This window comes from Brevibacillus gelatini, from assembly GCF_050920745.1.
Lineage (GTDB): Bacteria > Bacillota > Bacilli > Brevibacillales > Brevibacillaceae > Brevibacillus > Brevibacillus gelatini.
The window spans coordinates 1,028,219-1,054,475 of sequence record NZ_CP154342.1 but is presented as its reverse complement, the minus strand read 5'-3'; the positions used below and the strand labels follow the sequence as shown (position 1 = coordinate 1,054,475).

Sequence of the window (26,257 nt, the reverse complement as noted above, 5' to 3'; positions counted from 1 at the left end):
TATGTCAACGTTGCATTTTTCCCATTCCAGTTTCAGGGAACTCCATGACCAAAACGACCAAAACAACCAATATGACCGTATCATTCTCAATTTTTTGTCCATTCTATACAATGCGAAATAGACAGTTGAAGCGCTTACAAAGACATTTAGTGAAAAGGGGTCGGTTCGATGCGGATCAACTTTAAAAACCTGACCGTCCAGGTCGTGATTGCCATTATTCTCGGTATTATCGTCGGGCATTTTGCTCCCAAATTCGGCGCGGAACTGAAAGTGTTGGCGGATATTTTTGTCAAGCTGATTAAGATGGTCATTCCGCCGATTGTGTTCTTCACCGTCGTAAACGGAATCGCGAGCATGGGCGACATGAAAAAGGTCGGCAAGATCGGCGGCAAGGCGCTGATTTATTTTGAAATCGTTACCACTATTGCCCTTGCCATCGGACTGCTCGTCGTCAACATTATCAAACCGGGCGAAGGCTTCGACAAAACGGGCCTGACGAGCGGAGACGTGAGCAAGTACACAGAGGCTGCCGCGCAATCGAGCCACGGCTTCGTTGATTTTATCGTCAGCATCATCCCGGATAACGTCGTCGGTGCCATGGCAAAAGGCGAACTGCTGCCAATCCTGTTCTTCGCTGTGCTGTTCGGGCTGTCGCTCGCGGCGATGGGGCAAGCCTCCCAGCCAGTCATCAAGCTGTTTGACAAGCTGACACACGGATTTTTCGGCGTCGTCAACATGATTATGAAAGTGTCCCCGCTGGCGGCATTCGGTGCCATGGCCTACACGATCGGCAAATTCGGCATCGGCTCTCTCTCCCGTCTGGGCCTGTTGATGACAGCGGTGTACGTCACCATGTTTTTGTTCATCGTCCTGGTGCTGGGCAGTATCGCCCGCTACTACAAATTCAGCATCTTTTCGTTTATCAAATACATTCGGGAAGAAATTTTGCTCGTACTCGGCACCTCCTCTTCCGAATCCGCTCTCCCGCGGATGATGGACCGTCTGGAGAAGTACGGCTGCTCCAAATCGGTCGTCGGTCTCGTCGTTCCTACAGGCTATTCGTTCAACCTGGACGGAACCTCGATCTACCTGTCGATGGCCGCCATGTTTATCGCCCAGGCATACGGCGTCGATCTCAGCATCTGGCAGCAGGTGACGCTGCTCGGCATTTTGATGATTACGTCCAAGGGCGCGGCAGGCGTGACAGGCTCCGGCTTCATTACGCTGGCGGCTACACTGGCAGCCTTCCCGATGATTCCGGTCGAAGGTATTGCCCTGCTGCTCGGGGTTGACCGCTTCATGTCCGAGGCGCGTGCCATTACGAACCTGATCGGAAACGGCGTAGCAGCGGTTGTCATTGCCAAACAGGAGGACGAATTCCACCCTGGACGCGTCCAGCAAGCGAGTGAGGCAACAGAACCAGGCTCGGAACAGGAAGCAGAGGGCAAAGCGATATTGGCCTGACATCATGATCTCCACGGCTGATTTTGGCTAGTGCTTTCCGCTTCCAATACAAAAGGGAACCTGCTGTCGGTAGGTTCCCTTTCTTGCGTGCAAGGCTCTTTTTTTGCAAAAGGCGTTGGTTTTTGCTCAATCATGTGGCCATGTCTTGCGCAAATCCTGCTCGAACTGGCGCAAATGTTTGATTCGCTTCTGCGCAGCCTGGTATTCCTCCAGCCAGTTCTCCTTCTCCCGCTCCCGGATAATCTCTGCTTTTTTCTCCAGCTCCCGCACTTCATTGCGCAAGGCAATCACGATGTCCAATAGCTCATCCATCTCCATTGAGCGCATATCCTGAATAAAATGCCATTCGGCTTCGGTTAAACGATATTGCTTGTTGGCCACGCTTTCATCACCCTTAAAAAATGTGTCAATTCTGTCGGAGTTTGTTGCATCTATATCATTTTCTATTCCGTCCAAAAAGCAGATGCCGCTTCGTGTATAATAATGGATAATAGGTACGTATGTCGACAGTACACTCGTGCAAGCAGCGGGATGATGACTGCAGTAACTTCGGCGCAGTTATCATTCCAATAAAGGATCGGCGGCATGCAGAGTGCTCTTTCTCGTTAAAGAGTGATTACCTATACAAGCACATTGGATTTATGAAGGAGGCTGTTGCATGTTCTCTATTCGGGAAACAGATTTGCCGGGCATCGGCAGAAAATATCAGGTAGATACAAAAAGCGGCGATAAACTGGTTATCGTCATTCACGATGACGGACGCCGGGAAATGTACCATTTTGACCGCGAAGATCCGGATGACAACATCTCGATGGTCACACTCGACGATGACGAAGCAAGGCAGGTTGCCGCAATCGTCGGCGGGCTGACCTACAAGCCAACCGCTTTGGAGACAGTCGAGATCGCATTGGACAAGCTCATGATCGAGTGGTACAAGATCGAGCCGGACGCACGCGCAATCGGCAAGACCATCGGCGAGCTTGATGTGCGTCAGGAGACCGGAGCCACGATTATCGCTGTCATTGAAAAAGATCACAAGCAAACCATCAACCCTGGTCCCGAGTATGTGCTCTGTGCAGGCTCCACGCTGGTTGTAGCGGGAGAGCGAAAGCAGGTGAAGGCACTCAAGGCCATTCTCAGCAACGGAAGTAATTGAGCATGGGAGGCAGTTCGCCTCCGCAAATGGCAGCCTGGGGAAAAAGCGGACAAGCGGCACCTCGGGCCTGCACGCTATTTACTGCACTCTCCCCAGCGTTTTCTCCATCCATTCGTAGCTCATCGGGCCAATGAACTTTTCCCGGATCACGCCTTGGCTGTCAATGATGAAGCTGGTCGGAATAGAAATAGCCTTGTACACGTCAGAGACCTGTTTCTCGCCATCCAGCAGCACGGGAAAGGTCATGCCGTACGCCTGGACAAATTTCTCCACATCTTCCGGCTTCGTCTCCGTTGCCGTCAGGTTGACGCCCAAAATGACGACGCCGTTCGCCTTGTTTGCTTCGTAAAACCGCTGCATGTCCGGGATTTCCGCCCGGCACGGCGGACACCAGGTCGCCCATAAATTGACGATGACTTTTTTCCCGCGAAAATCGGACAGCTTCACTTTGTCGCCACCAAGCTGCCGCAGTTCAAAATCCGGGGCCAGATTGCCTTTTTCCAGCCCGATTGGCACGCTGCTGTTCGCTCCGTTTGTCGCCGCGTTTCCCGCTCCTTTGTCGAGCACGTATGCATCCACGACTCCCCACGCCAACAAGGCGATCAGCACGACCACAGCCGCTATCTGATTACGTTTCATCCAGCCCCTCTCCTTTCACTTGGCTTGCGCGCCTGGATAAAAAGAGCAGCAGCAGGGCACAGCCGTAACAGATGAGCTGCTCGGCGGACAGTCCAAGCAATACCGCTTGGCGCGGCTCGAAATAAAACAGCACGTAGACCTGCCCGATTGCATACCACATGAGCGGCGCAAGCCAGGCAGTCAGTTCGCTGAGTGCTTCGCGCATTCGTTGCAGCCAGACGATGAACAACAGACAGAGCATGAGCTGCTGGCCGTGGTACCACACGCCGCCTTTTTCCAGCAAAGCCGTCAGCAGATGATGTACGCCAGCCGCAGCCAAAAAGCCTGTCGCCACTGCCCAGGCCACAAGCTGGATCGGCAAAGCTTTTTTGCGCACCGTCACCACGAGATAGACCACAACCCCCACGACTGCGAGCCACGCTCCGTTTTCACCCCCGGAGAAATAGAGAATCGACGAAGGATTTTGCAACAGTTGCTCCAGATGAAACAGCGCATAGCTGAGCTTCCAGACGAAAAAAGCGAGAATAAGCGCGTTGCTCAGCAGCTCTGTGATGGCCACTCTTGTCGCTCTCTCTTTTGGAAACAGAAACGTAATCGCAAGAAAGCCGCTGGCAATGGAGACGATCACAGCCAGCGTGCTCATTTTCAACAAAAAGGGACCGATCTGAAAGGCGTCCGACAAAGCTGCTTCCTCCTTGGAAAAGATAGCTTGTACCACCTATCAACATATCAGGAAAAGGGGGATAATGGAATGCTCCGGGCAAAATAGTGTTGCAAGCGTGATGGGGCGTGTGCCTGCTGTACGAGCGCAAAAAGGAAGCTTTCCCCTATCTTCTGTTAGATACCTTTTTCACAAAAAAACAACCCAAGCCCATCTTCCAAACAGGCTCAGGTTGCTTGTGCTTACGTTTCTTCCTGTTTTCCCAGCCATCCTGCCACCAGCGCCTCTGCCTCCCGGTCCCTGCGCGCGATCTCCCCGCTTCGGGTCCAGTGCAAAAAACGGTCGTCCAGCAGCTCTGCCAAAATGGCGCGTTTGTCTGCCAGACCTAGCTCGTCCAGCGCGAGTACGCGGCGGCGCATTTTGCCCAAAAAGAGCGTGTAGTCCTCGTACTCCGGCCCGATCCACGCTTCCAGCTGACGGCGCAGTTTTTTGGCCAGACCGGGGTTGTTTCCTCCGGTGGAAATGGCGACGGTCAGATCGCCGCGTTCGACTACGGACGGAACCGTAAACGAGCACAGATCGGGACGGTCGACCACGTTGACCCATTGCTGCGGATCGCACGCCTCGTACACCGCCAGGTTGACAGCCGGATCGCTGGTCGCCGCGATGACGAGCACGGCGCCCGCGACGTCTGCGGGAGCAAACGGGCGCTGCCAGAGCGTCAGCCTGCCAGCTTGTTCCCATTCGCGAATCGCCGCTGTACAGGCCGGACTCACGACGCTGACGGCTGCACCTGCGGCAAGGAGACTGGCGATTTTCCGTTCTGCGACTTGCCCGCCGCCGACGACCACACAGCGCTTGTTTTCCAGGTTGACCATCATGGCATAAGGCCGCATCCGGCATCCCACCTCCCACAATATTTCGGACAAACAACCGGATGGCTCATCCGACCGCCTCACCCGGCCCTCGCCTCGCATGCTCTGGCTTAACCGGGAATCCCCTCGCCTGGCCCGAGCGAAGCCTCGAACCAGTTGATCTTCTCCCGCATCTTCACGACGTCCCCGACGAGAATGATCGCCGGATTGGTGATATGGCTATTTTCTGCCAAACGGTCCTCAATATCCGTGAGCGTGCCTGTCACGACTGCCTGCTGAGGCAGCGTCCCCCAGGAGATGACGGCGACGGGCGTCTGTGGATCGCGGCCGTACTTCATCAGCTGCGTGCGGATGAGCGGCAGATTGGCGACGCCCATGTAAAAGGCAACCGTATCGATCCCGCCTGCCAGCGCCCGCCACTTGTCCACCGCCAGCTCCGGTTTGTCCTCGCGCAGATGCCCTGTCACCACGGCGAACGACGAACCGTGGTCGCGATGCGTCACCGGGATGCCCGCGTACGCCGAAGCGGCGATGCCTGCCGTTACGCCCGGCACGATTTCAAACGCGACGCCGCGCGCAGCCAAATACTCCGCTTCTTCTCCCGCTCGGCCAAAGACGCACGGGTCGCCGCCTTTCAGCCGCACGACCACCTTGCCTGCCAGCGCCTTTTCGGCCAGCACCTCATTGATCGACTCCTGCCGCATCGTGTGATGATCGGGCAGCTTGCCGCAGTAGATGCGCTCCGCCGTTTCCGGGGCGAGCGCAAGCAAAGCCGGATTCGCCAGCCGGTCGTAGACGACTACGTCTGCCTTTTGCAGACATTCCTGACCTTTTACGGTAATCAGCTTCGGATCACCGGGGCCAGCGCCGACGAGATACACTTTGCCTGCACCGCTCATCGGTCACTGACTCCCGCCTGTGCAAATGTCGCCATCTCCCGAACCATCCGCGACGACGCTTCGACGATGGAAAACGCGACTGCCGCTCCGCTGCCTTCGCCAAGCCGCAGGTTCAGGTCGAGAAGCGGCTGTTTGCCGAGTACGTTCAGCACATAGGTGTGCCCCGGCTCCTGGGAGCGGTGACCGGCAATCAAATAGTCCGCTACTCCTGGCGCAAGCCGCACGGCGAGCAGTGCCGCCACAGTGGCAATAAAGCCGTCCAAAAGCACCGGAACGCGCCTTGCAGCCGCACCGATCATCGCGCCTGCCATCGCGCCGATTTCCAGTCCGCCCACTTTTGCCAAAACATCAAGCGGTCGGTCGGCATCCGGGCGATGCAGGGCGAGCGCTTCGCGAACGACCGCTTTTTTGCGCTGCCAGCCCGCGTCGTCCAGTCCTGTGCCGCGGCCGACGATCTCGTCCGGGTCTGCTCCGGTCAAGGCAGCGAGGATCGCGCTGCTCGCCGTCGTGTTGCCGATCCCGACCTCCCCGACAATCAGCACCTTGGCACCTTCGTCGATAATCTGCCCGGCCATCTCGATGCCGATTGCGAGCGCGCGCTGCGCCTCGTCAGCGGACATGGCAGCTTCCTTCAGCATGTTGCCCGAACCTGCCTTGATTCTTCGCTTGATGATACCTGGCGCTTCGACCTCTACGGCCACGCCGACATCGATGAATTTTTGAATCGCGCCGATTTGCCGCGCGAAAACGTTGATGCCTGCGCCGCCGTTCACCAGATTCAGCAGCATTTGCGCCGTCACCTCTTGCGGGTAGGCCGACACTCCTTCTGCGGCTACCCCGTGATCGGCGGCAAAAACAAGTACGCCCGGCGGCGTGACGACAGGAAACGTCTCGCCCGTCATCCCCGCCAGCTCGACAGCCAGCTCCTCCAGACGTCCCAGACTGCCGAGCGGCTTTGTCAGTTGATCCACATGCTGTCTCGTTTGCTCACTTGCTTCCTGGTTTCGCGGCGCAATCGCCGGAAACTGCACTTCCAAGCCTGCCATTATTTACGCACCTCTTTTTCCTGATAAGCTTTCATCTGTTCTTCGATCTGATCCAGCCGCACATGACGGCGTACCGTATCCGCCAAAAGATCGTAACCCTGCTCGCGAAGCGCCACGAACGACGGGCGCTCTGTGATCGGCGCAAGCCCTTTTTTCGCGCGAATCGCGTTCAGCAAAAGGCTGCGGAAGCGGTCATTGTGGAACAGTCCGTGAAAATACGTCCCGATCAGCCGGCGTTCCTCGTGACAATAGCCTTCTGCCCGATCTCCCATCTGAATAAAAGGAAATTCGCTTTTGGCATAAACGGATTGGCCCATGTGAATCTCGTAGCCTTCGAGCGTAAGCTGCTCCCCGGCAAATGCAGCTTCGCCGCGGGACAGCACCGTCGTTTTCTTCTGCTCCATCGTCGTCACCATCGGGATCAGTCCCAGCCCGTCAAGCTGCTGCAGCGGCGACTCCACCCCGGCCGGGTCCAGAATCGACTCGCCCAGCATCTGATAGCCCCCACACAAGCCTACCACGTATGCTCTGCCCTCTGCATGCCGTTTTTTCACAGCCGCCGCCAATCCCGTCTCGCGCAAAAATTGCAAGTCTTCCAACGTATTTTTGCTGCCAGGCAGCACGATCATGTCCGGATCGCCCAGCTCTTCCAGCCGGGTCACAAAGCGCAGGCGACAGTCCGGCTCCACAAAAAACGGGTCGACGTCCGTAAAATTGGAGATGCGCGGATAGCGCAAAACAGCAATATCCAGCTCGCGCGGCGTCTCCCGCTGCCCCTGGTAGCGATGCAAAATGAGCGAATCCTCCGCGTCGATCCACAGATCGGGAATAAACGGCACCACGCCAAGCACTGGCTTGCCTGTGTACTGCGTAAACCAGTCCAGACCTGGCTGTAACAGCGACAGATCGCCGCGAAAACGATTGATGATAACGCCAATCACCCGGTCGCGGTCCTCCGGTTCCAGCAGTTGCAGCGTGCCGACGAGGCTGGCAAACACGCCGCCGCGCTCAATGTCCGCCACCAAAATGACCGGAGCGTTCGTCAGGCGGGCAACCCGCATGTTCACCAGTTCGCGGTCGTTCAGGTTGATCTCCGCCGGACTGCCCGCGCCTTCGATGACAATCCGCTCGTAGTCGCAAGCAAGCCGCTGATACGACTCCTGTATGATTCGCAGTCCCTCGTCGTAAAAATCCGTCCGGTACGCCATCGCTTTCATGTTGGCGTATGGCTCGCCGTTCACCACGATCTGCGACTCCGCATCCCGCGTCGGCTTGATGAGGATCGGATTCATGTCGGTCGTCGCGAGAATCCCTGCCGCCTCCGCCTGAACGCCCTGTGCCCGCCCGATTTCTTTTCCGTCGAGCGTCACATACGAGTTGAGCGCCATGTTTTGCGACTTGAACGGAGCTGTTTTGTAGCCGTCCTGGGCAAAAATGCGGCAAAACGCTGTCGCGATCACACTTTTTCCGGCATCCGAGCTGGTTCCCTGAATCATCAGCGGGAGGGCTTTAGTCACGGGAAGCCACCTCCGCGCACAACCCGAGCCAGCGCTGCACCAGTGCCGGATTGGAACCAAAATGCAAGTGCGTGTAGCCCGCGACCAGGTTGTCTTTGGCAAAGCCCTCCGGCTTGGTGCCGCGCAAGCCTTTTGTCTCGTAGGCCGCAGGAAGCTGCTCATCGGTGGCATAGGTCGAATAGTGGAATTCGTGGCCTTTTGCCTGTTCCTCGGGGCCGATCAGGAAGTTGCCCTCCTTGCCGCGCACCTCGCGATAGCCGAGCGCCGCCAGTTTTTTTTGCATCGTCACCTTGCCGGGGATCAGTCCGACCATCGGGTAGCTCACTCCTTCTGTCGTCACAATCGCCTCCGTCAAAAACATAAATCCGCCGCACTCAGCCAACGTCGGCAAGCCTTTTGCGACTGCCTGGCGAAACGATTCCTTCACTGCCTCGTTTTGCGACAGCTCTGCGGCAAATTCCTCCGGGAAGCCTCCCCCGATGTACAGACCGTCCGCTTCTTCCGGCACGCCCTCTCCCGCAAGCGGCGAGAAAAAGGCCAGCTTCGCGCCGTATGCCTGCAGCAGCTCCAAATTTTCCGGATAGTAAAAATGGAACGCCGGGTCTTTCGCTACGGCAATCGTGACGTCGAAAGCCTCGTCACGCGGTGCGAACAGCTGCGGAGCCACTTGCAGCGGCTCGGCTTTGGCCAGTTCCCAGACCAGCTCCAGGTCTACCGTCTCCTGGATCAGGTCAGCCAGCCTGGAAAAGAGCGGCGCAAGCTCGCCGCGCTCCACTGACGGCACGAGTCCCAGATGGCGTTCCGGAATTTCCAGCTCGTTTTCCCGCTTCAGGTAGCCGGCAACCGGAATCCCGCACTCCTGCTCAATCGCTGCCTTGACGATTTTGTAGTGACCTTCGCTGCCAACCTTGTTTGCGATCACGCCGACGATTTTCGCCTGCGGGTTGAGCATCTGGAAGCCTTTTACAATTGCAGCCGCGCTGCGTGCCATGCTCTGGCAATTGACGACAAGCAATACAGGCGACTTTGTCAGAATACTAATTTCAGCCGTGCTCCCCTTGTCGCTGGTCGCTTCCTTGCCGTCGTACATGCCCATGACGCCTTCGATGATCGAAATATCCGCGCCTGCGCTGCCGCGGACAAAAATCTCCTTCACGACGTCGTGCTCCAGCATGAAGCTGTCCAGATTGCGCGACACTCTGCCCGTCACCGCTGTGTGGTAAGTCGGGTCGATGTAGTCAGGACCGCACTTGAAGCCTTGCACAATATGGCCTTTTTCGATCAAGGCGGCCATCAGCCCGATGGTTACTGTCGTTTTCCCCGCTCCGCTGCCTGTTCCGGCAATGACGATACGGCGGCTGTCCGTCATGGGCGTTCCTCCTTATGATAAGGCATCAGCGCGACGGAAATGGTCACGTTGCCTGACTTTTTCTTGGTCAAAACAAGCTCGTCGACGCCTGCATACAGCTTGGCCGCAGGCTCGCTCACTCCGTACGCTCCCGTAAACTTGAATACCGTCTCGGACGGCTCGCTGATTTCTACCTGATTCAGTTCCTCCGGCGAGTACCAGACGAACGGCCAGCCGTATTTCTCGCATACGGCAATCAATCCGGCCTCGTCTTTTTTCAGCTCAATCGTGGCCAGCGCCTTGACGCTCTTGATCGAAAATTGCAGCTCGTCCAGCGTCTCGCGGATAACCGCCTCGATCTCCTCCGCAGACGTTCCCCGGTTGCAGCCCATCCCCAGCACGATCACCTTCGGACGATACAGGACGCCGTTGTCGAGAATCGTCTGTTCCTTTGGCGTGAGCAGGCGGTGTGATACGACGAGAGCCGCCTGCGGCCTGGCAGCCTGTGCTTCGGCGATGCTCGCATACTCCTTGATGGATGGCGGCATCGGCGTGTCATGCATCCACCAGTCGCGCTCGCCGGATTCATTGACCACGGCTACGTGTTCCTCGTTGACGACCGCAGCGCTCACAGGCGTCAGCTTGTCGGCCGAATCCCACTCCCAGCCAAAACGGCGGCCGAACAAATCGACCGGAATCGTTTTCTGCACGTCAGAAGCGGTCGTGATGATCGGCCGAGCGCCCATGACCGCCGCCACTTCGCGGGCAAGCTCATTGGCCCCGCCCAGATGGCCGGACAGCACGCTGATGACGTTTTCCCCCCGGTCGTCGATGACGACAACGCCCGGATCTTTCTTTTTATCTTCGAGCAGCGGTGCGATCATGCGCACGACCGCCCCGAGCGAAATAATGACAATCAGCCCTTTGTACGCGGGCCACAGCGCAGGAAACAGCATGCGCACGCTGTTGGAAAAAAGCTGGATGCCGCGCGCTTCCTCGTCCCCGCGCGCAAACTTGCTCATGTAGTACAAATCTGTCCCGGGAAATTTTTGCGCCAGATCGCGGGCCATCTCGACCCCGTGCTTCGTGATGGCGACAATTGCGTAATCGCCCCGCTGACGGATGACGGGAATTTCTCCTTCGACCAGTTCGATTATCATTCTTTCACACCTTTTCTGTACCCGTGCGTGAAGGTTTTATCGTACAGCTTGGAACGGTATTGCTCGCTTTTTTCGTGAATGTTCGGGTCCAGAGCCCAGCCGGCCAAAATCATCGCGTGCTTGCGAATGCCGTGTTTGCCCATGTCTTCATCCAGATTTTTCAAGGTCGTGCGCACGATCAACTGATCCGGCCAGCTCGCCCGCTGCACGACGGCGACGGGCGTATCCTCGCTCCAGCCCGCTTCGATCAGCTCGCGCACCACTTTTTTCGTCAAGGTCGCGCTGAGGTACAGAGCCAGCGTGCAATGATGCTCCGCGAGCGAGCGCAGCTTTTCTTTGTCCGGCACAGGCGTGCGTCCTTCCGCGCGGGTAAGAATCAGCGTCTGGGTCAACTCGGGAATCGTCAGCTCTGCACCTACCGCCGCTGCCGCCGCAAACACAGAGCTTACGCCAGGCACGATTTCCACCTCGATGCCTTCTGCCTTCAACAAGGCAATCTGCTCCATGATCGCCCCGTACACAGACGGATCGCCCGTGTGCAGACGTACCACCGTTTTGCCTTTCCTGATCCGGTCTACCATCAGCTCGACCATTTCTTCCAGGGCCATGCCCGAGCTGTGCAGCACCTCCGCGTCAGGGTTGCCGAGCGCCACCAGCTCTTCGTTGACGAGCGAGTCGGTGTACAGGATCACGTCTGCCTTTTGCAGCAGCTTCAAGCCTTTTACCGTAATCAAATCCGGGTCGCCGGGACCCGCTCCCACTATGTACAGTTTCATCCCTTTTTCACCACCATCAGCGTAAGATAGCCAAGCTCTGCCCGCTCCAACTCGCGCATGTCCGTCCAGACCATCTCTTCCGATGAAGTGACCTTTGTCGCAACAGCGGCCTTGTCTGCGAGGCCCATTTCTTTCAGCAAACTGATTATCATCGGCAGCACTTTTGCTACCTTCAAAAACACGACGGTATCGTGGCTTTCCAGCGCTTTTCGCATCGCTTCCCGATCATCTGTCGCCGGAATAATCCCGATCTGCTCGTCGCCGTCTGCAAGCGGCAGGTTGAAGCGTGAAGCTGCTCCGAGAAAAGACGAGACGCCCGGCACGGTCACAATCGGCACTTCCGGGTGCGCCTCCTGCATGCCCCGCATCATGTGGATAAATGTGCTGTAAAACATCGGATCGCCTTCCGTCACGAAAGCAACGTCTTTTCCTTCCGCCAGACGCTCCCAGACGATTTCCACCGTTTGCTTCCATTCACGCTCCAAAATGTCTTTGTCCCGTGTCATCGGGAATACCAGTCCGAGCATTTCTTTTTCTGACTGTTGCACGTACAGCTCCGCGATTTGATGCGCGTAGCTTTTGCTGCCCATCCGCTTTTTCGGGTAGGCGATCACCGGGGATTGCTGCAGCAGGCGGAATGCCTTGACCGTAATCAATTCCGGGTCGCCGGGACCTACGCCCAATCCGTACAATGTTCCGACCTTGCTCACTTGCTGTCTCCCCCTTGTTCTTCTGCCTGCTTCGCCCAGGCTGTAATGATGTAGATCGGATTCAACGCTTCAAACCGCGTCAGAGACAAAATCGGCTTGCTGCGCGATAGCTGCGCCAATGTCACTGCGGTTTCAAAGCCTTCCTCTGCAAAGGCTTGCGTCGCTTCGTACAGTGTCTCGATTGTCGCTGCGTTGACCACGATCCGGCCGCCTGGACGCAAGCGCGTGCAGCAAATATGTAAAAGCTCGCGCAATTCTCCGCCGCTGCCACCGATGAACACCGCATCGGGGTCCGGGAACTCGTCCAGTCCTTGCGGCGCGCGCGCATGCACAACCGTCAAATCCGCGCGGAACTTCGCCATGTTCTGACGGCAGTTTTCCAGATCGTCCGCGTTTTTCTCCACGGCGTACACTGCACCTTCCCGCGCGATCCGCGCCGCTTCAATCGCAACAGAGCCTGTGCACGTGCCGATGTCCCAGACGATGCTTTTGGCGTGCAATTGCAGTTGGGCAATGCTTAAAATGCGCACTTCTTTTTTGGTAATCAGTCCTTTGTCCGGCTTGCGCTGGGAAAACTCCTCGTCTGCAATCCCGAACGGCCAGACCGGGCCTGGACGGCGTTTTTTCAAAATGACGACATTCAGATCGGAAAAGACGCCATCCGCCATTTCCTGCAACGTGTACCAGCCTGTCCGCTCGTCGGCGCTGCCCAGGTTCTCCGCCACGAACGCTTCGTATTCGGTCATCTGAAACGACAGCAAGTAGTTGGCGATCGCTGCGGGCGAGTTTTCCCGGTCGGTGAGCAGTGCGACCTTTTCCTTGCCGTCGATGCGCTGTGCCAGTCCCTTGATGCTGCGGCCGTGCACGCTGACGAGCACCGCGTCCTGCCACGCCTCGCCCATTTTGGCAAAAGCGAGCTGGATGGAGCTTAGGTGCGGGTAAATTTCCACGTTCAACTTTTTCGCCAGCAAGCTGCCGATCCCGTAAAAGAGCGGATCGCCCGAAGCGAGAATGACCGTCTTGCGCGTCTCGGAGCGCAGCTCTTCCACCATTGCGGACAAGCCGCCTTTCAACACCCGCTTTTCCCCTTTGTACTCCGGAAAAAAGCCAAGGTGCCGCTCTCCGCCGACCAGAAGCTCGCTCTCTTCAATCCAGGTCCGGTACAGCGGCAGCAGGCTTTGCTGTCCGTCATCCCCGATCCCGATTACTTTCATCGCTTGTGTCATTGATCGTCACCCTTCCCAACTGGGACCCTTTCATAGTAATGATGATGGTTTCGACCTCCATGCCGCCGCCCACTTCCGCAAGGGCCGCCCGGCAGCAGTTCGCGCACATGATCTCGAAAAAGGCAGGCGTATCTGCCATCAGGTCCCCAACCTGCGAGGCCGTGTTCGCGGTAAGTATCTCGCGGATCAGCTCTTGCGGCGCACCTGCCTCTTCCGCCATCTGGGCGAGAAAGCCGAAATCGACGGGAGCGCTTTTGGAATGGACCATCATGACGCCCTGCGCCACTTTGGAAAATTTACCCATCATCCCAACCAGAGTCACCTTGCGTATGTTTCGCCTCTTGCATTGCTTGAGGGCAAAACCGACAAAGTCTCCCATTTCCACGAACGCTTCCTCGGACAGCTCCGGGTAGGCGGCCATCCCGAACGATTCGCTCTTGCCGCCAGTGGACAGGACGATGTGGTCGCAGCCCGCCTCCCTGGCGACGTTGACCGCCTGCGCTACGCTCGCTTTGTAGGCAGCCGTGGAAAACGGCACCACGACTCCGCGCGTCCCCAAAATCGAGATGCCGCCAAGGATGCCAAGTCGTCCATTTAACGTTTTTTTGGCGATTTCCTCACCTTCCGGCACGGAAATGACAATTTTGATGCCGCGCTTTGTCCCGTACTCATCGAGCACCGCCTGGGCGGTTTCGCGAATCATTTTGCGCGGCACGGGGTTAATGGCGGCTTCACCGATTGGAACAGGCAGTCCCGGCTTGGTCACCCGACCGACACCGACGCCGCCGTCCAGAATAATCCCCGGCTGATCGGACCATTCCACGGTGGAGAGAATGAGCGCACCGTGGGTCGCATCCGGGTCGTCGCCGCCGTCCTTGATCGTGCCCGCGGTCGCTTTTTCCGGCGAAAATTCGCAGCTCTCCATCTGAAAGGTCACATCCTCGCCAATCGGCAGACGAATGGTGGCCTCTGTTTGCCGCTCCTGGGTGATGAGCGCGAGCAAAGCAGCCTTGGTCGTCGCCGTTGCGCATGATCCGGTTGTATAGCCGTGGCGGAGGGGTTTCGCCTCTTTTTCTTCCGACGCTGCTTTCGCTGCCATCTGCTTATCCCAACCGTTCCGCCATGATGGAAATGGCATTCAACGCGGCGACGGTCACCGGGCTTCCGCCTTTGCGTCCGATATTCGTAATGAACGGAATGTCAAGCTTCGCCAGCTCTTCCTTGGACTCTGCCGCAGATACGAAGCCGACTGGCATTCCGATGACAAGCCCTGGCTTCGCTTCGCCTTCCTTCACCAGGCGGATCAGCTCCAGGAGAGCCGTTGGCGCGTTGCCAATGCAGAAAATGCCGCCGTCTGCTTCCTTCACCGCTTTGCGCATGGAAATGATCGCGCGCGTCGTGTTGAGGCGCTTCGCTTCTTCCATGACATCACGGTCGGATATGTACACTTTTACCTGGCCGCCGAACTTTTCGATCCGGTTCTTGCTGATGCCGACCTGCACCATTTGCACGTCGGCAACGACGGTTTTTCCGCTGCGGATCGCCTCGATACCGGATTTCACAGCATCCGGATGGAAAACGAGGCTGCGTCCGAGGTCGAAGTCTGCGGAAGCGTGAATGACGCGCTGCACGACAGGGAATTGCTCGGCGGTAAAAGAATGCTCGCCCAGCTCTTCGGTAATGATTTGAAAACTCTTGTCCTCGATCTCTTGCGGTTGTACTGTCAAAGGCTTGAATTCCGTCTTGAAATCCATGGTTATTCCCTCCAGTCAGTTGTTTGGGTGCGTGCTCCTTCCTCAACCGGTACGGCGCGCTATTGAACAACCGCTTTGAGCTGGTCCAGCACGCTTTGGTAATCGGAAAACTTGGTCCCGTAGTCGATTTTCGGCCGTCCGATGACGATGGTCTCGATGCCCATTTCCAGCGCCGCTTCCACCTTTTCGTCAAAAGCGCCGACCTTGCCGCTCTCCTTCGTAATCATCAAGGTCACGCCGTAGTGGGCGTAGAGCGCCTTGTTCAGCTCCTTGGAAAAAGGCCCCTGCATCGCAATGATGTTTTTTTGCTCCACGCCGAGTTCCTCGCATTTTTGCATGTTGTCTAGGCGCGGCAGCATTCGGGCAACCAACGTCGTATCCGGCAGGCCCAGCAGACGGTCCGTGAACGTTTTCAGCGTCTTGCTGCCCGTCGTCAGCATGATGACCCCGCGCTTTTTCGCGGCAAGCTCAGCGGCCTGCACGTAATCCTCGACGACGATCAGCTTTTCGCTGCCTGGCGCAGCGAGGCTCTCCCGCTCGTAGCGAATGTACGGCACACCTGCGCCCTGTGCGCCCGCCATGGCGTTTTTCGAGGCTTCCTCGGCAAAAGGATGGCTTGCGTCTACTACGCACCGCACGCCCCGCTTTTGGATCAACTGCTGGATGTCGTCTGCGCTCAAGCGTCCGACCTGGACGGGCACGCCTGCTTCTTCCATGCTTTTCGCAGCGTTGTCCGTTACGACGGTAGTCAGCAGGTCGTAGCCGTTTTCCTTGATTAACAGAGCCAGTTCGCGGGCGTCGCTCGTTCCAGCCAGTACCAGAATCATGCTGTGTCTCCTCCTACTTGGTTACGTGGTCGTGCTTGTGGTTGTGAGCATGGTGGTGATGCTCGTGGTCGTGATCGTGGTGATGGCCATGGTGGTGATGATGGTGTCCATGGCTGTGCTCGTCGTCATGATGGTGGTGATGATGGTGCCCAATATGCTCCATCGCCGCCAGCCTGTACTGACATGTATCGCAGTTCAGCTTCACTTCTCCGTGCAGCGCTTCCTCGATCCGGTCTTTTATCACTTTTTTCAGGAGCGGGTGGAAGCCGAAATACTCGGCCAGCTCAAACTGGGCTTCCGGATATTGCTGGCGAAACTTTTCCAGTTGTTCGCTCATCCGCTTAATCAGCACACCTGTAAACAGGAAGTACGGCAAAAGCACGATCCGCTTCGCGCCGAGTTTCAGGCAGCGCTCCACGCCCTCGTCGTAGAGCGGATAGGTCACGCCCATGAAAGCCGTCTCTACCCACCGCGCCCTGTAGCGCTCCCAGAACAGGCGGGACATTTTGTAAATATCGCTGTTCGCGTCCGGGTCGCTGCTGCCGCGCCCGATCACGAGCACTGCCAGATCGTCATGGTCTTCCCCGGAGGCAAAGCCCGCTTCCGCCATGCGTGTAGACAAGATGTTGATAACTTCCTCGTGAATGCCGATTGGCCGGCCGTAGATGAACTGTACGTGCGGATGCAGTTCCTTCGCCTCGTCAATGGCCGCCGGAATGTGGATTTTCGCATGTCCCGCCGAAAACAGGATGATCGGGATGACCGCCACCCGCGTAGCCCCGCGAGCGACGCACGTATTCAAGCCTTGAAGCATGTCTGGTCGCGCAAACTCCAAAAAGCACGTCTCGATAATCGGCACATCGAGCTCTGGCGCAAGCGAAGCGACAAACTGCCGTACCTCTTCGTTGCCCTCCGGGTCCTTGCTGCCGTGTCCTACAAATAGTACCGCGTCCATTTCGTTTCCCCCTCGTATTTGTTCAAACTCACCGATCAGTCGCCGCAAGCGGCGTTCTCGATTTCAGGCATGGCCGGTTCGTACCAGGCGTAGCCTTCCAACTCGCCTACCCGTTGGAAAAACTTGTGGAAGCGCTCATTCGGAAATGCCTCTTTTTTGAAGCGGTTCACGATTCGCTCGACAATGGGCACGATGTCCTCCTTGTCGATGCCTTCCGCGACCGGAATGCCGGAGTGCGCATTGCGCCCGACCGTTTTCGCGCCCAGGAACAGGTCGAACTTGCCTTTGCGAAACACGATTCCAATATCTTCCTGCACCGCTCGGTAGCAAGCCATTCCGCAGCCGTTGAAGCCGATTTTCAGCTCCTTCGGCATTTCTTTTCCGCCCAGTCTCCGGTGCAGTTCTTCCGCATACGGGATGCTGTCTTTTTTCTCGCCGTCGCAAAAATCGCACGCTTTGACCTGCACCACGTCCCCAATCGGACTGAGAAGCAGACCCAGTTCGCGCAGGCGGCCCGTGATGCTGTCAGGATTGGCTGTCGGCACGCGCAAAATCATCTGGTGGTGCGGCGTGTATTCGATCTCGCCTTTTTCTCCCGCTACCTCACCAATCGCCATCATTTGCTGCGGCGTAATTTTTTTGTTGGCGATCCCTGGACTGACGGCAAATTCAAAGATCATTTCCGGCTGAAATGCCGAGGCTTGGCGCACGTTTTTTGCAGCGGCTGGCTTCGTCTCGATGCCTTTGGCTGCATGGAGCGTATCGAGCGCCTGACTCGCCCATTCAAACGGCGTACGTTCTTCCTTTGGCTTCGCTGTCCCCGCCTCTTGTTTCACTGGCGGCGCTTCCAGTACAGCCGTACTGCTCGCCGTGCCGGAAAACGCTGCTTCCGACGTCGCTTGCTCTGCAGCTTTTCCAGCCAGTACAGGGCGCTCGTTCGCAGGCTGCGCTTGCGTGGCCGCTGTTGCGTTCACCGCTTCGCCGCCTGCTTCGAGCGACCACGGCTCGTTTTCCACGCGCAGGCGCTGATGCGGCTTCAACGGCTGCTCATCCGCAGACAGCGTGTACTTGCGCTGATAGCCGCGCGGCGTAATCATTTTGCCATCGTAGACAAACGTCGAAGAGTTCCCGATAATGACCGTCGTCAGCATGCCGATGTCGTGCTCCAGCATTTGCGCAAGCGTCGTCACGACAACCGTCTCGCGCTCGCGATAGGCGCTTTTTACAATACCTACCGGGGTATCTGGAGAGCGGTATTGCAGCAGGATGCGCTGCGCTTCGACGATCTGCCGCGTCCGTCTTCCGCTGCGCGGATTGTACAGGGCAATGACAAAGTCGGCCATCCCGGCTGCGTCAATCCGTTTGGCAATCAGCTCCCACGGCGTCAGGTGGTCGCTCAAGCTGATCGTGCAGGCGTCGTGCATGATCGGTGCGCCGAGAATCGCACCACAGGAGTTGATCGCCGAGATGCCCGGCACGATTTCAACCGGAACGCCAGTCGCTTCCGTCCAGCCTTTTTCCACCAGCACCTCGTAAATCAGTCCCGCCATTCCGTAGACGCCGGAGTCGCCGCTGGAGATAACCGCTACTTTTTTGCCTTCTTCCTCCGCCTGACGCACCGCCTCGCGCGCACGCGTCACTTCCTCCGTCATTCCGGTGCTGACGATCTCCTGGTTCGTCAAAAGTCCGCGGATCAAATCCACGTAGGTCGAATAGCCGATAATCACGTCTGCCTCTTGCAGTGCCTCCCTGGCCCGCTTGGTGATGTGCTCAAAGCTTCCTGGACCAAAACCGATCACAAACAACTTGCCGCTCATACGGCCCCTCCCCTTTCCATTGCCTGCGTGTCGCACGCAGCCGTTTTTTCGTTCGTTCTCATTTCTTCCGTTGCCCTGCGCATCGTAACAGGTACCGCCCTATAGAAAAGCAACGGCAGCCGCAATTGCCAGGCATACGAGCAGGCACAGCACAGAAGTAAGGTACATCAACCGAATCGTCGCCATAATATCTGCGGCAGCCAACGGCCGATGCGCATCGCCCAGCCGCGCCCGGTTGGAAGGCACCCCCTGGTAGTAGTTGAGCCCGCCAAGCTGCACGCCCAGCGCGCCCGCCACTCCCGCTTCCGGCAGCCCGCTGTTCGGGCTTGGGTGCAAATGCGCGTCCCGGCGAATGATCTTCCAGCACTGTCGCCAGTCCAGCCGCTGCAGCCCGCTTGCGATAACCAACAGCAACGCAGTCAGACGGGCGGGTATGTAGTTCATTACGTCATCAAAACGGGCGGATGCCCAGCCGAGATTTTTGTACTTTTCGTTTTTGTAGCCGACCATCGAGTCCAGCGTGTTGGCTGCCCGATACGCCATCGCCAGCGGCGCGCCGCCAATCGCGGCATAGATCAGCGGGGAAACAATCGCATCGACGATGTTTTCCGCCACCGTCTCCACCGCCCCCCGGCAAACTTCCGGTTCGTCCAGTTGCTCCGTATCGCGGCCGACCACCATCGACAGCGAGCGTCTCGCCGCTGTCATATCCCCGGCAAGCAGATGGCGGGCAATCTCCAGTCCTGCGTCCGCGAGTCCTTTTGTGGCAATCGTCGTGGAAATGAGCCACGCGCTCAACACCCACGAAAGCAGCGGGTGAATGAGCGCCGCTCCCCATAAAAGCAGCCAGACGACCGCATAGCTGCCTGTGACGATCGACAGCGGGAACAGGACGCCAGCCAGCTTTAGCTGTGATTCCCGTTTCACTACAGCGCGAATAACCCGTTCCAGCCGCGTAATCCACCAGCCGATGATAACCACCGGATGCGGCAGGCTGCGCGGGTCGCCGACCACCCGGTCAATTGCGTATGCCGCGCACAAAATCCATACTTCCGTCATGTCGTCCCTCTCTTTACGTCTTCCAGCCGTTGTCTACGCCAGCATCGCCCGTCCCATTGCGCCAGCAGGGCCTCGCCATGCCCTACTCCTTCTACATGCCAATACCGCTTGGGGTCGTTTTCGAGCCACATCGCCTGAAACCAGCGAATTACTCCCCCGTGCGCAACACATACGATCAGTTCGTCCGCATCCGCTCGCCGCTGTACAAGAAGCTTTCGCAGCCAGCCGTCCAATCGCTGCCCCAACTCCTGCAAGCTCTCGCCATTTGGCGGACTGCAACGGAACGGGTCGTCATACCAGCGCGAAGCCCGCTCGGCATCCGCGCGCATTAGCTCTTCGTAGGTCAAAAGCTCCCAGTCGCCAAAAGACAGCTCGCGCAAAGCCGGATCGGATATGATCGACAGGCCCCACTCGTCTGCCAGTGGCTGGGCTGTTTGCGTGCAGCGGCGCAAATCGCTTGCGTACAGCCCACAAGGCCGTTCCAGTTGCTGTGACAATTGCCGCGCCAGCCCGCGCGCCTGCCGCTCTCCTTTTTCATTTAAGGGAACGTCGCTATGTCCGAGATATTTGCGCTCGCGATTGCAGTCCGTCTCCCCGTGCCGGATCCAGAGCAGCCTCATGTCCACCAGCTCCCGACCAGTACGAGCAGCATAATCGCCTCGCCGCTTTCGATAACTGCGCCGTAGCAGTCGCCGTTCAGGCCGCCGAGCTTGCGGGCGACAGAACGGGAAAACAACAGCACGAACAACAACGAGACAACCATAGCCGCAACAACCTGCAAACCTCCGACGAACCAGCCAGCCACGGCAAGCACGATGTATCCGGCTGCGATAGCCATATGCGACAGCCCTGCGCTAATGCCCTTGCCGATTCCTTTTTCCTGCGATAAATACGGCCATAGCCGAATCGACAACAGCACATGTGTCCGCGCCACAGCAGGCACAAACACAAGAAGCACTCCCCAGCCGGGATGCGCCAGTTCCGCGACGGCCCCCGCCTTGAGCAACAGCAGCAAAAGCGCAGCCAAAACGCCCATCGCCCCGACACGGCTGTCCTTCATGATCGCGAGCACCTGCTCCTTCGAGCGACTGCTTCCCAATCCGTCGGCCAAATCCATCCAGCCGTCCAGATGCAGTCCACCTGTCACGTACACCCAGCCAGCGAGTGTCAGCACGGCGGACAGCCACGGGCTAAAGAGCAATAGCCCTGCCTGGTGGACGCCCCACAGCACCATACCGATGACCAGACCTGCTGCCGGATACCAGTTGACGCTTTTTTTCCAGGCTTCCTCGGACGGGCGCAGCCAAGGAACCGGGATTCGGGTGAAAAAAGCGATTGCGTGCCAAAATGCGTTCATCCTTTGATCCTCCACGGGATTCCGGCCATAACCGCGTAGACCGTCTCTGCCTGGCACGCGGCACGCTGGTTGACGTCGCCCAGCACGTCTGCGAACCATCTGCCGAGCCGATTCATGGCGACACCGCCCAGCCCGACCTCGCTCGTGACCGCAATCACTTTTTGCGGAGAGCGCCGGACAAGTTCCAGCCACGCCTCCGCCTCTGCATGCAACGCCTCTGTGTGCGCCTCGCTTCGCCACTCTGCTTCCGCGACGCTCATCAGCCGATTGCTCACCCACGTCGACAGACAATCGATCAACACGACGTCGTAAGCAGTGCCAACTGACTCGTAATCACAAAGCCGCTCGCCGACCTCCACGCTGCCCCACTGCTGCGGACGCCGCTCCTTGTGCCGCTCGATCCGCTGCTGCATTTCCTCATCCCACGCCTGACCCGTCGCCACGTACAGAACGCGCTCTCCGGCCTGCCGGGCCAGCTCTTCTGCAAAGCGGCTTTTTCCCGAGCGCACACCGCCTGTCACCAGCACAAGACTCATCGTTGCCCGCTCCTTTCGTTCTGTACCTCGCGCAAGGCCGCGATCAGGCGCGCATTGTCTTCCCGACCGCGAACGGCGATGCGCACATCATGCGCCGTCAATCCGGGGTACATGGCGCAGCTGCGGATCAGCACACCTTTTTTGCCGAGCCGCTCCTGCAATAAGGCCGCTGGCAAGTCCTCCGGCGAGCGAAGCAGCAAAAAGTTTGCCTCCCCCGGCCAGACCTTCCAGCCCAGCTCCCCGCGAATAAACTCGATCAGACCAGCGCGCTCCCTGGCGATCAGACTGCGTGTCCGCCGCTCGTACTCCTGCTCCTGCAAGCACAGCTCCCCCGCCAAAAGGGCAAGCGCATTCACGCTCCAGCTCACCTGCTTCGCACGCATTTTCGCAATCACGTCAGGCTGGGCAATCGCGTATCCGAGCCGCAAGCCGGGGATCGCGTACATTTTCGTCATGGAACGCATCAAAATGACGCGGGGAAAACGGTCAAGCTGGCTTGCCAGCGTAAACTGACGGCTTTCCTCCACAAAATCGAGAAACGCCTCGTCCACGACCAGCCATGTATCGGTCCTGGCCGTCCAGTCCGCCATCTGCAACAGCTCCTGCGGCTCGTACAAGATGCCAGTCGGATTGTTCGGCGAGCCGACAAACACCAGGTCAGCCTGCTCGAACAGACGATACAGCTCTTTTTCGTCGGCCTTGTAGCCGTTCTCTTCTTTTCCATAGCAGCCGATGACGGTTGCCCCAAACTGCTCGGAAAGCTCTGCATATTCCGAAAAGCAAGGATAAACCACACCGACGGTCTGCGGCTTGAGCCCGAGAATTGCAAGCGCCATCGCCTCCGCCGCGCCATTGGCAGGCAAAAGCCATTCCTTTGGCAGATGCAAGCGCTGCGCCAAGGCACGGCGAAACAGCCGATGCCCTGGGTCTGGATAGCGCAACACGGCAGACAGCGAAGCGAGCAGCAACTCGCGTACCCTGTCCGGCATGCCCAGCGGATTAATATTGGCACTGAAATCAACAAACTGGTCTGGCTCCATTCCAAAGCGGTCTGCCACCGTCAGCAAATCACCGCCGTGACCGTACGCTTCCAGTACGCTCATCAAAACTCGACCCCCAGCACCGCTGGTATCCCCTCATCGTAGTAATGCTTGATCGGCTTCATCTCTGTCACCAGATCCGCCATGTCGATCAATTCCTGCTTGGCGCTTCTGCCCGTCACGACCAGATGCACATGGCTCGGCCGATTTTGAATCGTTTGCAAAACGTCCGCCAGCGGCAGCACGTCATCAACGGGAAAACTGTCGATCGCAAGCGCATTGTTCAGCTCGTCCAAAATCACGACATCGTAGGCACCCGACAAAAGCTTTTCCTTGGCAAAAGCCCACGCCTCCTTCAGCGCCGACCGATGCTCCTCCGGCGTCTTCGTCCAGGTAAAGCCTGCGCCTTTTTGCACAATCTCGATGCCCAGCTTGTCGAAGCTGATTTTCTCTCCGTACGTGCGATCAGGCGACTTGATGAACTGGATCATAATGACCTTTTTGCCTCGTCCAGCCGCCCGTACAGCCAATCCCACTGCTGCCGTTGTCTTTCCTTTGCCATCTCCGGTGTAGACCAAAAACAGACCTCGCTTGTTACTCAAGTCGCTCAACCTCCAAAATGAAGTGTAGGCCCCGTTGCCCATCCCTCAACATTTTCGGGGACACAGCGCTCCCCAAATGCAGGTAAGGCTCCGTTGCCTATTGCAAATGTTTTCCACAGCCTCGTTATTTCGCTTTCCGCGCACAAAAAAAACGCTTTGTTTCCCCAAAACTCCAAGGAAAACAAAGCGCGGATAGCCGACTGCAACAATCCTCACCTCTTCCTTTGACCCGAAGGAAATCAGTGGACACATAAAAACAGGCAGGTCTCCTGGCTCAAGGATCGTCACTCTTCTTCTTCCTTCCCGCACGCTGATCGTGCAGTGGACGGCGTCGTTGCCAGGAAGAAGAGCTCCCCTAATACAGTGGCGGGACCGCGTTGGATTTTCACCAAACTTCCCTTTTAACCTCGCATCTCACAGATTATCGCTCGTGAAACACAAGGACCTGTTTTTCTCCCATATTCACATGTCGTTCGTTTTCAGGACAATCGCTTGTTTTAATAATAGCAAATGCTGCCGGGGATTCAAGCAAAAGCTGCAATCCGGCGAGAGTCCATGCCAAAAATACAAGGTAGCGCGAAGTAGCATGAATCCGGGAACTGCCGCTCTCCCGCCATCCGGACCCGCACACTGCAGGCGGACGAGGCTCGACAAGAAAAAGCTGCACTCCAGCAAACGACTGGCAGGGCAGCTCTTTTGGCGAGTATCAGGCTTATCATCATTCGGCCTACAAAAAGTCAGCCATGATTTTTTCAAGATCGTACGGAGTAATCCCTTCGTTCATGGAAAAAATGGTGTCCGCATCCTCTGCCCGCTCAACCAGCGTCCCCCGCGCCTGCGCATGCAGCGAGAACAGCTCGTAGAGAGTCGGCTTCACCAGCGTGGTGAGCGCCCGGCCCATCCACTCCATCCCGCTGCGATTCCCTTCCACGTTGTTGACATAGAGCGGATGCGAACGCAGCGCGACGTCTGTCCAGATCACCTGGCGCTCCGCCAGGTCGAGAATGACGGGAATGCAGATCGTCGAGCGCGAGGCGAGATCGATCTTGTCCTGAACCGTCTGCGGTTCAAAGATTTCCCCGGACTCGGGCTCGCTGCGGATCATCCAGCCGGCATAGCACTCCGGCAAGTCGCAATAAGGCTGGCTGGTGAAGGAGTTGAGCGACATGACCACATAACGTCCGCCGTACTTTAGCACCGATTCGATGTCCACGTCGATGAACTCGCACGCTCCGTTCGGTGCCTGCACAATATCGCCGCTATGGCAGGCGCGGTATTTTGCCGAACGCAAATTCGTGTAGGAAATGTGCTCCATGTACTTCCAGTCCGCGTCGTACAGCACCGCAGACAAATCGACGTCGACGCGCCCGGTGGGGACGTTGTTGACCAAGCCTTCCTTCCACCAGGTGAAAAAGCGGATCGTGCTGCCATCCGGGATCGGAAGCCTGGAACCGCGCACAATCGTCCGCAGCGCCTTGCTCGCCGACCGTTGCGAAAAAGGCACAAGCTGCTCCTGCAAGCGCGGATCGAGGTAGACTTTTCCCAGGGAGGGCAGGGCAGAAAACCGCTCCAGAAGGGTTTCTCGACAGATGCTGGCAGCACTTGCGCGGATGTTTTCGGCCAGCTGTGGCAGCTCGTTTGGAATCGTCTGTACTTTTGCCACCTCTCCTTTCGGGAAAAAGGTGCGCCACTTTCCGTACGCTTCCCTTTTCGCGAAGTGGTTCAGCACTTGCAGCAGCACAGGAGTAGACACCGAAGGCGCGACCTGTGCAAACGAGCGGAGCACCTCACCGCCATCCTCTGCCAACCTGAGCAAGTGGTCGAGGCGACGGGCAAATTCCCCCGGCCGCTGCACGAGCAGGTGTGCAGCCTCGTGTACCTCCCCGCGCGTCAGCGCCAGCTCCACCTTGCTGTTGAACGTTTCCAGCCGGCGGTTGTTGCGCAAAATATCGAACGCTTCCGCCGCCTGTGGATAGCGGTCTTTGTATTCGAACGGATGCAAGATTTCCCCCAGGCGAATCCAGCGGCCTTTGTAGCGCAGCATGTCTTCCGCAAGGTTCGGGCTTGCTTCCAGCAAACGCAGCAGCAGGCGGCGCTCAGCCCGGCTGAACTTGCGGAATTTCGCAGGAGTCGCCAGACTGACATCGCCGTCAGACAAGGCAACGGCCAGACGCAGGACGTCAGTCGCCGTTTTGCAATAGGTCGCAAAAAAGCCGGGCGGCAGCTTGTCGGCACGCAGCAAGATGCTGGCTGCGACCGCTGCGTTTTCCTTGTGCGGAATCTCTTTTGGCAGCGCTTCTGCGATTCCCTCGCACTCGGTGAACAGCACAGCGAGGTCTTCCTTGTCCTGCGCCGAGAGCGAGCTTTTCGCCCGCAGCAGGTTCATGCCTATCTGCAAAAGTTCTTCTTCCGTCCCCAAATGGATTACCTTCAGGCGGGATTCCCGCAACAGCGGCAGCCGTTTTTTCACCTCGTGCACAGGAAGTTGCAACGTCAGATAGTGGATGATCGCCTGCAAATACAATTCTCCCTCGCTTGCCTCCATCACTTGTTTAGGAAAATTCGGATACATCGGCTTGTACTTGCGGGATGCGCCCACCATTTCTTTCAATACTGTCACTACCCTGGAGTAAAGCGGGAAAAACTCCGCTTCAGACAGCGTGCGGATTCGCTCCAATAGCTCCAGGGAAAACGTGTAACCGAGACACTCGATGTTGCGCAAAGCCGCAGCCAAATAAGAGACAGGCAATTCATGCTGTCCCTTTTCAACAACCAGTTTATTTTTCCGGCGAAGGTAGATTTGATTTTTCATCGGCCTCAATAAAAAAAAAAT

The 26,257-nt window shown here is 57.6% G+C and carries 26 protein-coding genes and 1 riboswitch; of the genes, 2 read left to right on the top strand and 24 right to left on the bottom strand.

What is annotated here, in order from left to right:
* The first annotated feature begins 168 nt into the window (after positions 1–168).
* Positions 169–1,464 carry a dicarboxylate/amino acid:cation symporter gene (locus tag AAFJ72_RS05445; protein WP_432776349.1) on the top strand — a complete coding sequence of 432 codons (1,296 nt, stop codon included), beginning with the start codon at positions 169–171 and terminating at the stop codon, positions 1,462–1,464.
* A 126-nt stretch (positions 1,465–1,590) separates the two neighbouring features.
* Here AAFJ72_RS05445 and AAFJ72_RS05440 read toward each other — a convergent pair whose 3' ends face one another.
* Complete coding sequence (locus AAFJ72_RS05440) at positions 1,591–1,845, bottom strand: hypothetical protein (protein WP_122906574.1); 255 nt, start codon at positions 1,843–1,845, stop codon at positions 1,591–1,593.
* A gap of 277 nt (positions 1,846–2,122) precedes the next feature.
* On the opposite strand from AAFJ72_RS05440, the gene AAFJ72_RS05435 reads away from it, so the two are divergent.
* Positions 2,123–2,620, top strand: coding sequence for a cation:proton antiporter regulatory subunit (locus tag AAFJ72_RS05435; protein WP_432776348.1), 498 nt, complete (start codon positions 2,123–2,125; stop codon positions 2,618–2,620).
* A gap of 78 nt (positions 2,621–2,698) precedes the next feature.
* Here the strand turns inward: AAFJ72_RS05435 and AAFJ72_RS05430 are convergent, their stop codons facing one another.
* The 23 genes from AAFJ72_RS05430 to AAFJ72_RS05320 form a co-directional block, all read right to left on the bottom strand.
* The gene (locus AAFJ72_RS05430; protein WP_432776347.1) at positions 2,699–3,259 is read right to left on the bottom strand and encodes a peroxiredoxin family protein; all 561 of its coding nucleotides are present in this window, start codon (positions 3,257–3,259) and stop codon (positions 2,699–2,701) included.
* On the bottom strand, positions 3,249–3,941 hold the full coding sequence (locus AAFJ72_RS05425; protein WP_432776346.1) for a hypothetical protein: 693 nt from the start codon (positions 3,939–3,941) through the stop codon (positions 3,249–3,251). Before AAFJ72_RS05425 ends, AAFJ72_RS05430 begins: the two co-directional genes overlap by 11 nt.
* Positions 3,942–4,162: 221 nt before the next feature.
* The gene (locus tag AAFJ72_RS05420) at positions 4,163–4,816 is read right to left on the bottom strand and encodes a precorrin-2 dehydrogenase/sirohydrochlorin ferrochelatase family protein (protein WP_432776345.1); all 654 of its coding nucleotides are present in this window, start codon (positions 4,814–4,816) and stop codon (positions 4,163–4,165) included.
* Positions 4,817–4,905: 89 nt separating this feature from the next.
* The gene (cobA, locus tag AAFJ72_RS05415) at positions 4,906–5,694 is read right to left on the bottom strand and encodes a uroporphyrinogen-III C-methyltransferase (RefSeq protein ID WP_432776344.1); all 789 of its coding nucleotides are present in this window, start codon (positions 5,692–5,694) and stop codon (positions 4,906–4,908) included.
* Positions 5,691–6,740 (bottom strand): nicotinate-nucleotide--dimethylbenzimidazole phosphoribosyltransferase, encoded by a 1,050-nt coding sequence (gene cobT, locus AAFJ72_RS05410; RefSeq protein ID WP_432776343.1) that lies wholly within the window; start codon positions 6,738–6,740, stop codon positions 5,691–5,693. The genes cobA and cobT overlap by 4 nt, the downstream gene beginning before the upstream one ends.
* Positions 6,740–8,257: a cobyric acid synthase gene (locus AAFJ72_RS05405; RefSeq protein WP_432776342.1), complete on the bottom strand. Its 1,518-nt coding sequence runs from the start codon at positions 8,255–8,257 to the stop codon at positions 6,740–6,742. The genes cobT and AAFJ72_RS05405 overlap by 1 nt, the downstream gene beginning before the upstream one ends.
* The gene (locus tag AAFJ72_RS05400; protein WP_432776341.1) at positions 8,250–9,626 is read right to left on the bottom strand and encodes a cobyrinate a,c-diamide synthase; all 1,377 of its coding nucleotides are present in this window, start codon (positions 9,624–9,626) and stop codon (positions 8,250–8,252) included. Before AAFJ72_RS05400 ends, AAFJ72_RS05405 begins: the two co-directional genes overlap by 8 nt.
* Positions 9,623–10,765: a cobalt-precorrin 5A hydrolase gene (locus AAFJ72_RS05395; protein ID WP_432776340.1), complete on the bottom strand. Its 1,143-nt coding sequence runs from the start codon at positions 10,763–10,765 to the stop codon at positions 9,623–9,625. The genes AAFJ72_RS05400 and AAFJ72_RS05395 overlap by 4 nt, the downstream gene beginning before the upstream one ends.
* Positions 10,762–11,541, bottom strand: coding sequence for a precorrin-4 C(11)-methyltransferase (cobM, locus tag AAFJ72_RS05390; protein WP_432776339.1), 780 nt, complete (start codon positions 11,539–11,541; stop codon positions 10,762–10,764). Before cobM ends, AAFJ72_RS05395 begins: the two co-directional genes overlap by 4 nt.
* Positions 11,538–12,251 carry a precorrin-2 C(20)-methyltransferase gene (gene cobI / locus AAFJ72_RS05385; RefSeq protein ID WP_432776338.1) on the bottom strand — a complete coding sequence of 238 codons (714 nt, stop codon included), beginning with the start codon at positions 12,249–12,251 and terminating at the stop codon, positions 11,538–11,540. The genes cobM and cobI overlap by 4 nt, the downstream gene beginning before the upstream one ends.
* Entirely contained in the window at positions 12,248–13,477 is a 1,230-nt protein-coding gene (gene cbiE / locus AAFJ72_RS05380) for a precorrin-6y C5,15-methyltransferase (decarboxylating) subunit CbiE (RefSeq protein ID WP_122906563.1), read from the bottom strand. The genes cobI and cbiE overlap by 4 nt, the downstream gene beginning before the upstream one ends.
* The gene (locus AAFJ72_RS05375) at positions 13,440–14,576 is read right to left on the bottom strand and encodes a cobalt-precorrin-5B (C(1))-methyltransferase (RefSeq protein WP_432776337.1); all 1,137 of its coding nucleotides are present in this window, start codon (positions 14,574–14,576) and stop codon (positions 13,440–13,442) included. Before AAFJ72_RS05375 ends, cbiE begins: the two co-directional genes overlap by 38 nt.
* A 4-nt stretch (positions 14,577–14,580) precedes the next feature.
* A complete protein-coding gene (locus AAFJ72_RS05370) occupies positions 14,581–15,231 on the bottom strand; it encodes a precorrin-8X methylmutase (protein WP_432776336.1) in 651 nt (216 codons plus the stop codon).
* 59 nt (positions 15,232–15,290) lie between these two features.
* A complete protein-coding gene (cobK, locus tag AAFJ72_RS05365) occupies positions 15,291–16,058 on the bottom strand; it encodes a precorrin-6A reductase (RefSeq protein WP_432776335.1) in 768 nt (255 codons plus the stop codon).
* A gap of 13 nt (positions 16,059–16,071) precedes the next feature.
* Positions 16,072–17,013 carry a sirohydrochlorin chelatase gene (locus AAFJ72_RS05360; RefSeq protein ID WP_432776334.1) on the bottom strand — a complete coding sequence of 314 codons (942 nt, stop codon included), beginning with the start codon at positions 17,011–17,013 and terminating at the stop codon, positions 16,072–16,074.
* Between the two features lie 35 nt (positions 17,014–17,048).
* A complete protein-coding gene (gene cobJ / locus AAFJ72_RS05355) occupies positions 17,049–18,830 on the bottom strand; it encodes a precorrin-3B C(17)-methyltransferase (RefSeq protein ID WP_432776333.1) in 1,782 nt (593 codons plus the stop codon).
* Positions 18,831–18,929: 99 nt separating this feature from the next.
* A complete protein-coding gene (cbiB, locus tag AAFJ72_RS05350) occupies positions 18,930–19,889 on the bottom strand; it encodes an adenosylcobinamide-phosphate synthase CbiB (RefSeq protein WP_432776332.1) in 960 nt (319 codons plus the stop codon).
* Positions 19,886–20,509 carry a histidine phosphatase family protein gene (locus tag AAFJ72_RS05345; RefSeq protein ID WP_122906556.1) on the bottom strand — a complete coding sequence of 208 codons (624 nt, stop codon included), beginning with the start codon at positions 20,507–20,509 and terminating at the stop codon, positions 19,886–19,888. The genes cbiB and AAFJ72_RS05345 overlap by 4 nt, the downstream gene beginning before the upstream one ends.
* The gene (gene cobS / locus AAFJ72_RS05340) at positions 20,506–21,246 is read right to left on the bottom strand and encodes an adenosylcobinamide-GDP ribazoletransferase (RefSeq protein ID WP_432776331.1); all 741 of its coding nucleotides are present in this window, start codon (positions 21,244–21,246) and stop codon (positions 20,506–20,508) included. The genes AAFJ72_RS05345 and cobS overlap by 4 nt, the downstream gene beginning before the upstream one ends.
* Positions 21,243–21,782 (bottom strand): bifunctional adenosylcobinamide kinase/adenosylcobinamide-phosphate guanylyltransferase, encoded by a 540-nt coding sequence (gene cobU / locus AAFJ72_RS05335; protein WP_432776330.1) that lies wholly within the window; start codon positions 21,780–21,782, stop codon positions 21,243–21,245. Before cobU ends, cobS begins: the two co-directional genes overlap by 4 nt.
* Positions 21,779–22,885, bottom strand: coding sequence for a threonine-phosphate decarboxylase CobD (gene cobD / locus AAFJ72_RS05330; RefSeq protein ID WP_432776329.1), 1,107 nt, complete (start codon positions 22,883–22,885; stop codon positions 21,779–21,781). The genes cobU and cobD overlap by 4 nt, the downstream gene beginning before the upstream one ends.
* A complete protein-coding gene (cobO, locus tag AAFJ72_RS05325; protein WP_432776328.1) occupies positions 22,885–23,466 on the bottom strand; it encodes a cob(I)yrinic acid a,c-diamide adenosyltransferase in 582 nt (193 codons plus the stop codon). The genes cobD and cobO overlap by 1 nt, the downstream gene beginning before the upstream one ends.
* A 200-nt stretch (positions 23,467–23,666) precedes the next feature.
* A riboswitch (cobalamin riboswitch) is annotated at positions 23,667–23,888 on the bottom strand.
* A gap of 263 nt (positions 23,889–24,151) precedes the next feature.
* A complete protein-coding gene (locus AAFJ72_RS05320; RefSeq protein WP_432776327.1) occupies positions 24,152–26,236 on the bottom strand; it encodes a TerD family protein in 2,085 nt (694 codons plus the stop codon).
* Positions 26,237–26,257 lie beyond the last annotated feature (21 nt).

What these genes read in the sequence shown, in the direction of transcription:
- AAFJ72_RS05445 (WP_432776349.1), top strand. Translation starts at nt 169, where the DNA reads ATGCGGATCAACTTTAAAAACCTGACCGTCCAGGTCGTGATTGCCATT.
- AAFJ72_RS05435 (WP_432776348.1), top strand. Translation starts at nt 2,123, where the DNA reads ATGTTCTCTATTCGGGAAACAGATTTGCCGGGCATCGGCAGAAAATAT.
- AAFJ72_RS05430 (WP_432776347.1), bottom strand. Translation starts at nt 3,259, where the DNA reads ATGAAACGTAATCAGATAGCGGCTGTGGTCGTGCTGATCGCCTTGTTG.
- AAFJ72_RS05420 (WP_432776345.1), bottom strand. Translation starts at nt 4,816, where the DNA reads ATGCGGCCTTATGCCATGATGGTCAACCTGGAAAACAAGCGCTGTGTG.
- cobA (WP_432776344.1), bottom strand. Translation starts at nt 5,694, where the DNA reads ATGAGCGGTGCAGGCAAAGTGTATCTCGTCGGCGCTGGCCCCGGTGAT.
- cobT (WP_432776343.1), bottom strand. Translation starts at nt 6,740, where the DNA reads ATGGCAGGCTTGGAAGTGCAGTTTCCGGCGATTGCGCCGCGAAACCAG.
- AAFJ72_RS05400 (WP_432776341.1), bottom strand. Translation starts at nt 9,626, where the DNA reads ATGACGGACAGCCGCCGTATCGTCATTGCCGGAACAGGCAGCGGAGCG.
- AAFJ72_RS05395 (WP_432776340.1), bottom strand. Translation starts at nt 10,765, where the DNA reads ATGATAATCGAACTGGTCGAAGGAGAAATTCCCGTCATCCGTCAGCGG.
- cobM (WP_432776339.1), bottom strand. Translation starts at nt 11,541, where the DNA reads ATGAAACTGTACATAGTGGGAGCGGGTCCCGGCGACCCGGATTTGATT.
- cbiE (WP_122906563.1), bottom strand. Translation starts at nt 13,477, where the DNA reads ATGACACAAGCGATGAAAGTAATCGGGATCGGGGATGACGGACAGCAA.
- AAFJ72_RS05375 (WP_432776337.1), bottom strand. Translation starts at nt 14,576, where the DNA reads ATGGCAGCGAAAGCAGCGTCGGAAGAAAAAGAGGCGAAACCCCTCCGC.
- AAFJ72_RS05370 (WP_432776336.1), bottom strand. Translation starts at nt 15,231, where the DNA reads ATGGATTTCAAGACGGAATTCAAGCCTTTGACAGTACAACCGCAAGAG.
- cobK (WP_432776335.1), bottom strand. Translation starts at nt 16,058, where the DNA reads ATGATTCTGGTACTGGCTGGAACGAGCGACGCCCGCGAACTGGCTCTG.
- AAFJ72_RS05360 (WP_432776334.1), bottom strand. Translation starts at nt 17,013, where the DNA reads ATGGACGCGGTACTATTTGTAGGACACGGCAGCAAGGACCCGGAGGGC.
- cobJ (WP_432776333.1), bottom strand. Translation starts at nt 18,830, where the DNA reads ATGAGCGGCAAGTTGTTTGTGATCGGTTTTGGTCCAGGAAGCTTTGAG.
- cbiB (WP_432776332.1), bottom strand. Translation starts at nt 19,889, where the DNA reads ATGACGGAAGTATGGATTTTGTGCGCGGCATACGCAATTGACCGGGTG.
- AAFJ72_RS05345 (WP_122906556.1), bottom strand. Translation starts at nt 20,509, where the DNA reads ATGAGGCTGCTCTGGATCCGGCACGGGGAGACGGACTGCAATCGCGAG.
- cobS (WP_432776331.1), bottom strand. Translation starts at nt 21,246, where the DNA reads ATGAACGCATTTTGGCACGCAATCGCTTTTTTCACCCGAATCCCGGTT.
- cobU (WP_432776330.1), bottom strand. Translation starts at nt 21,782, where the DNA reads ATGAGTCTTGTGCTGGTGACAGGCGGTGTGCGCTCGGGAAAAAGCCGC.
- cobD (WP_432776329.1), bottom strand. Translation starts at nt 22,885, where the DNA reads ATGAGCGTACTGGAAGCGTACGGTCACGGCGGTGATTTGCTGACGGTG.
- cobO (WP_432776328.1), bottom strand. Translation starts at nt 23,466, where the DNA reads ATGGGCAACGGGGCCTACACTTCATTTTGGAGGTTGAGCGACTTGAGT.
- AAFJ72_RS05320 (WP_432776327.1), bottom strand. Translation starts at nt 26,236, where the DNA reads ATGAAAAATCAAATCTACCTTCGCCGGAAAAATAAACTGGTTGTTGAA.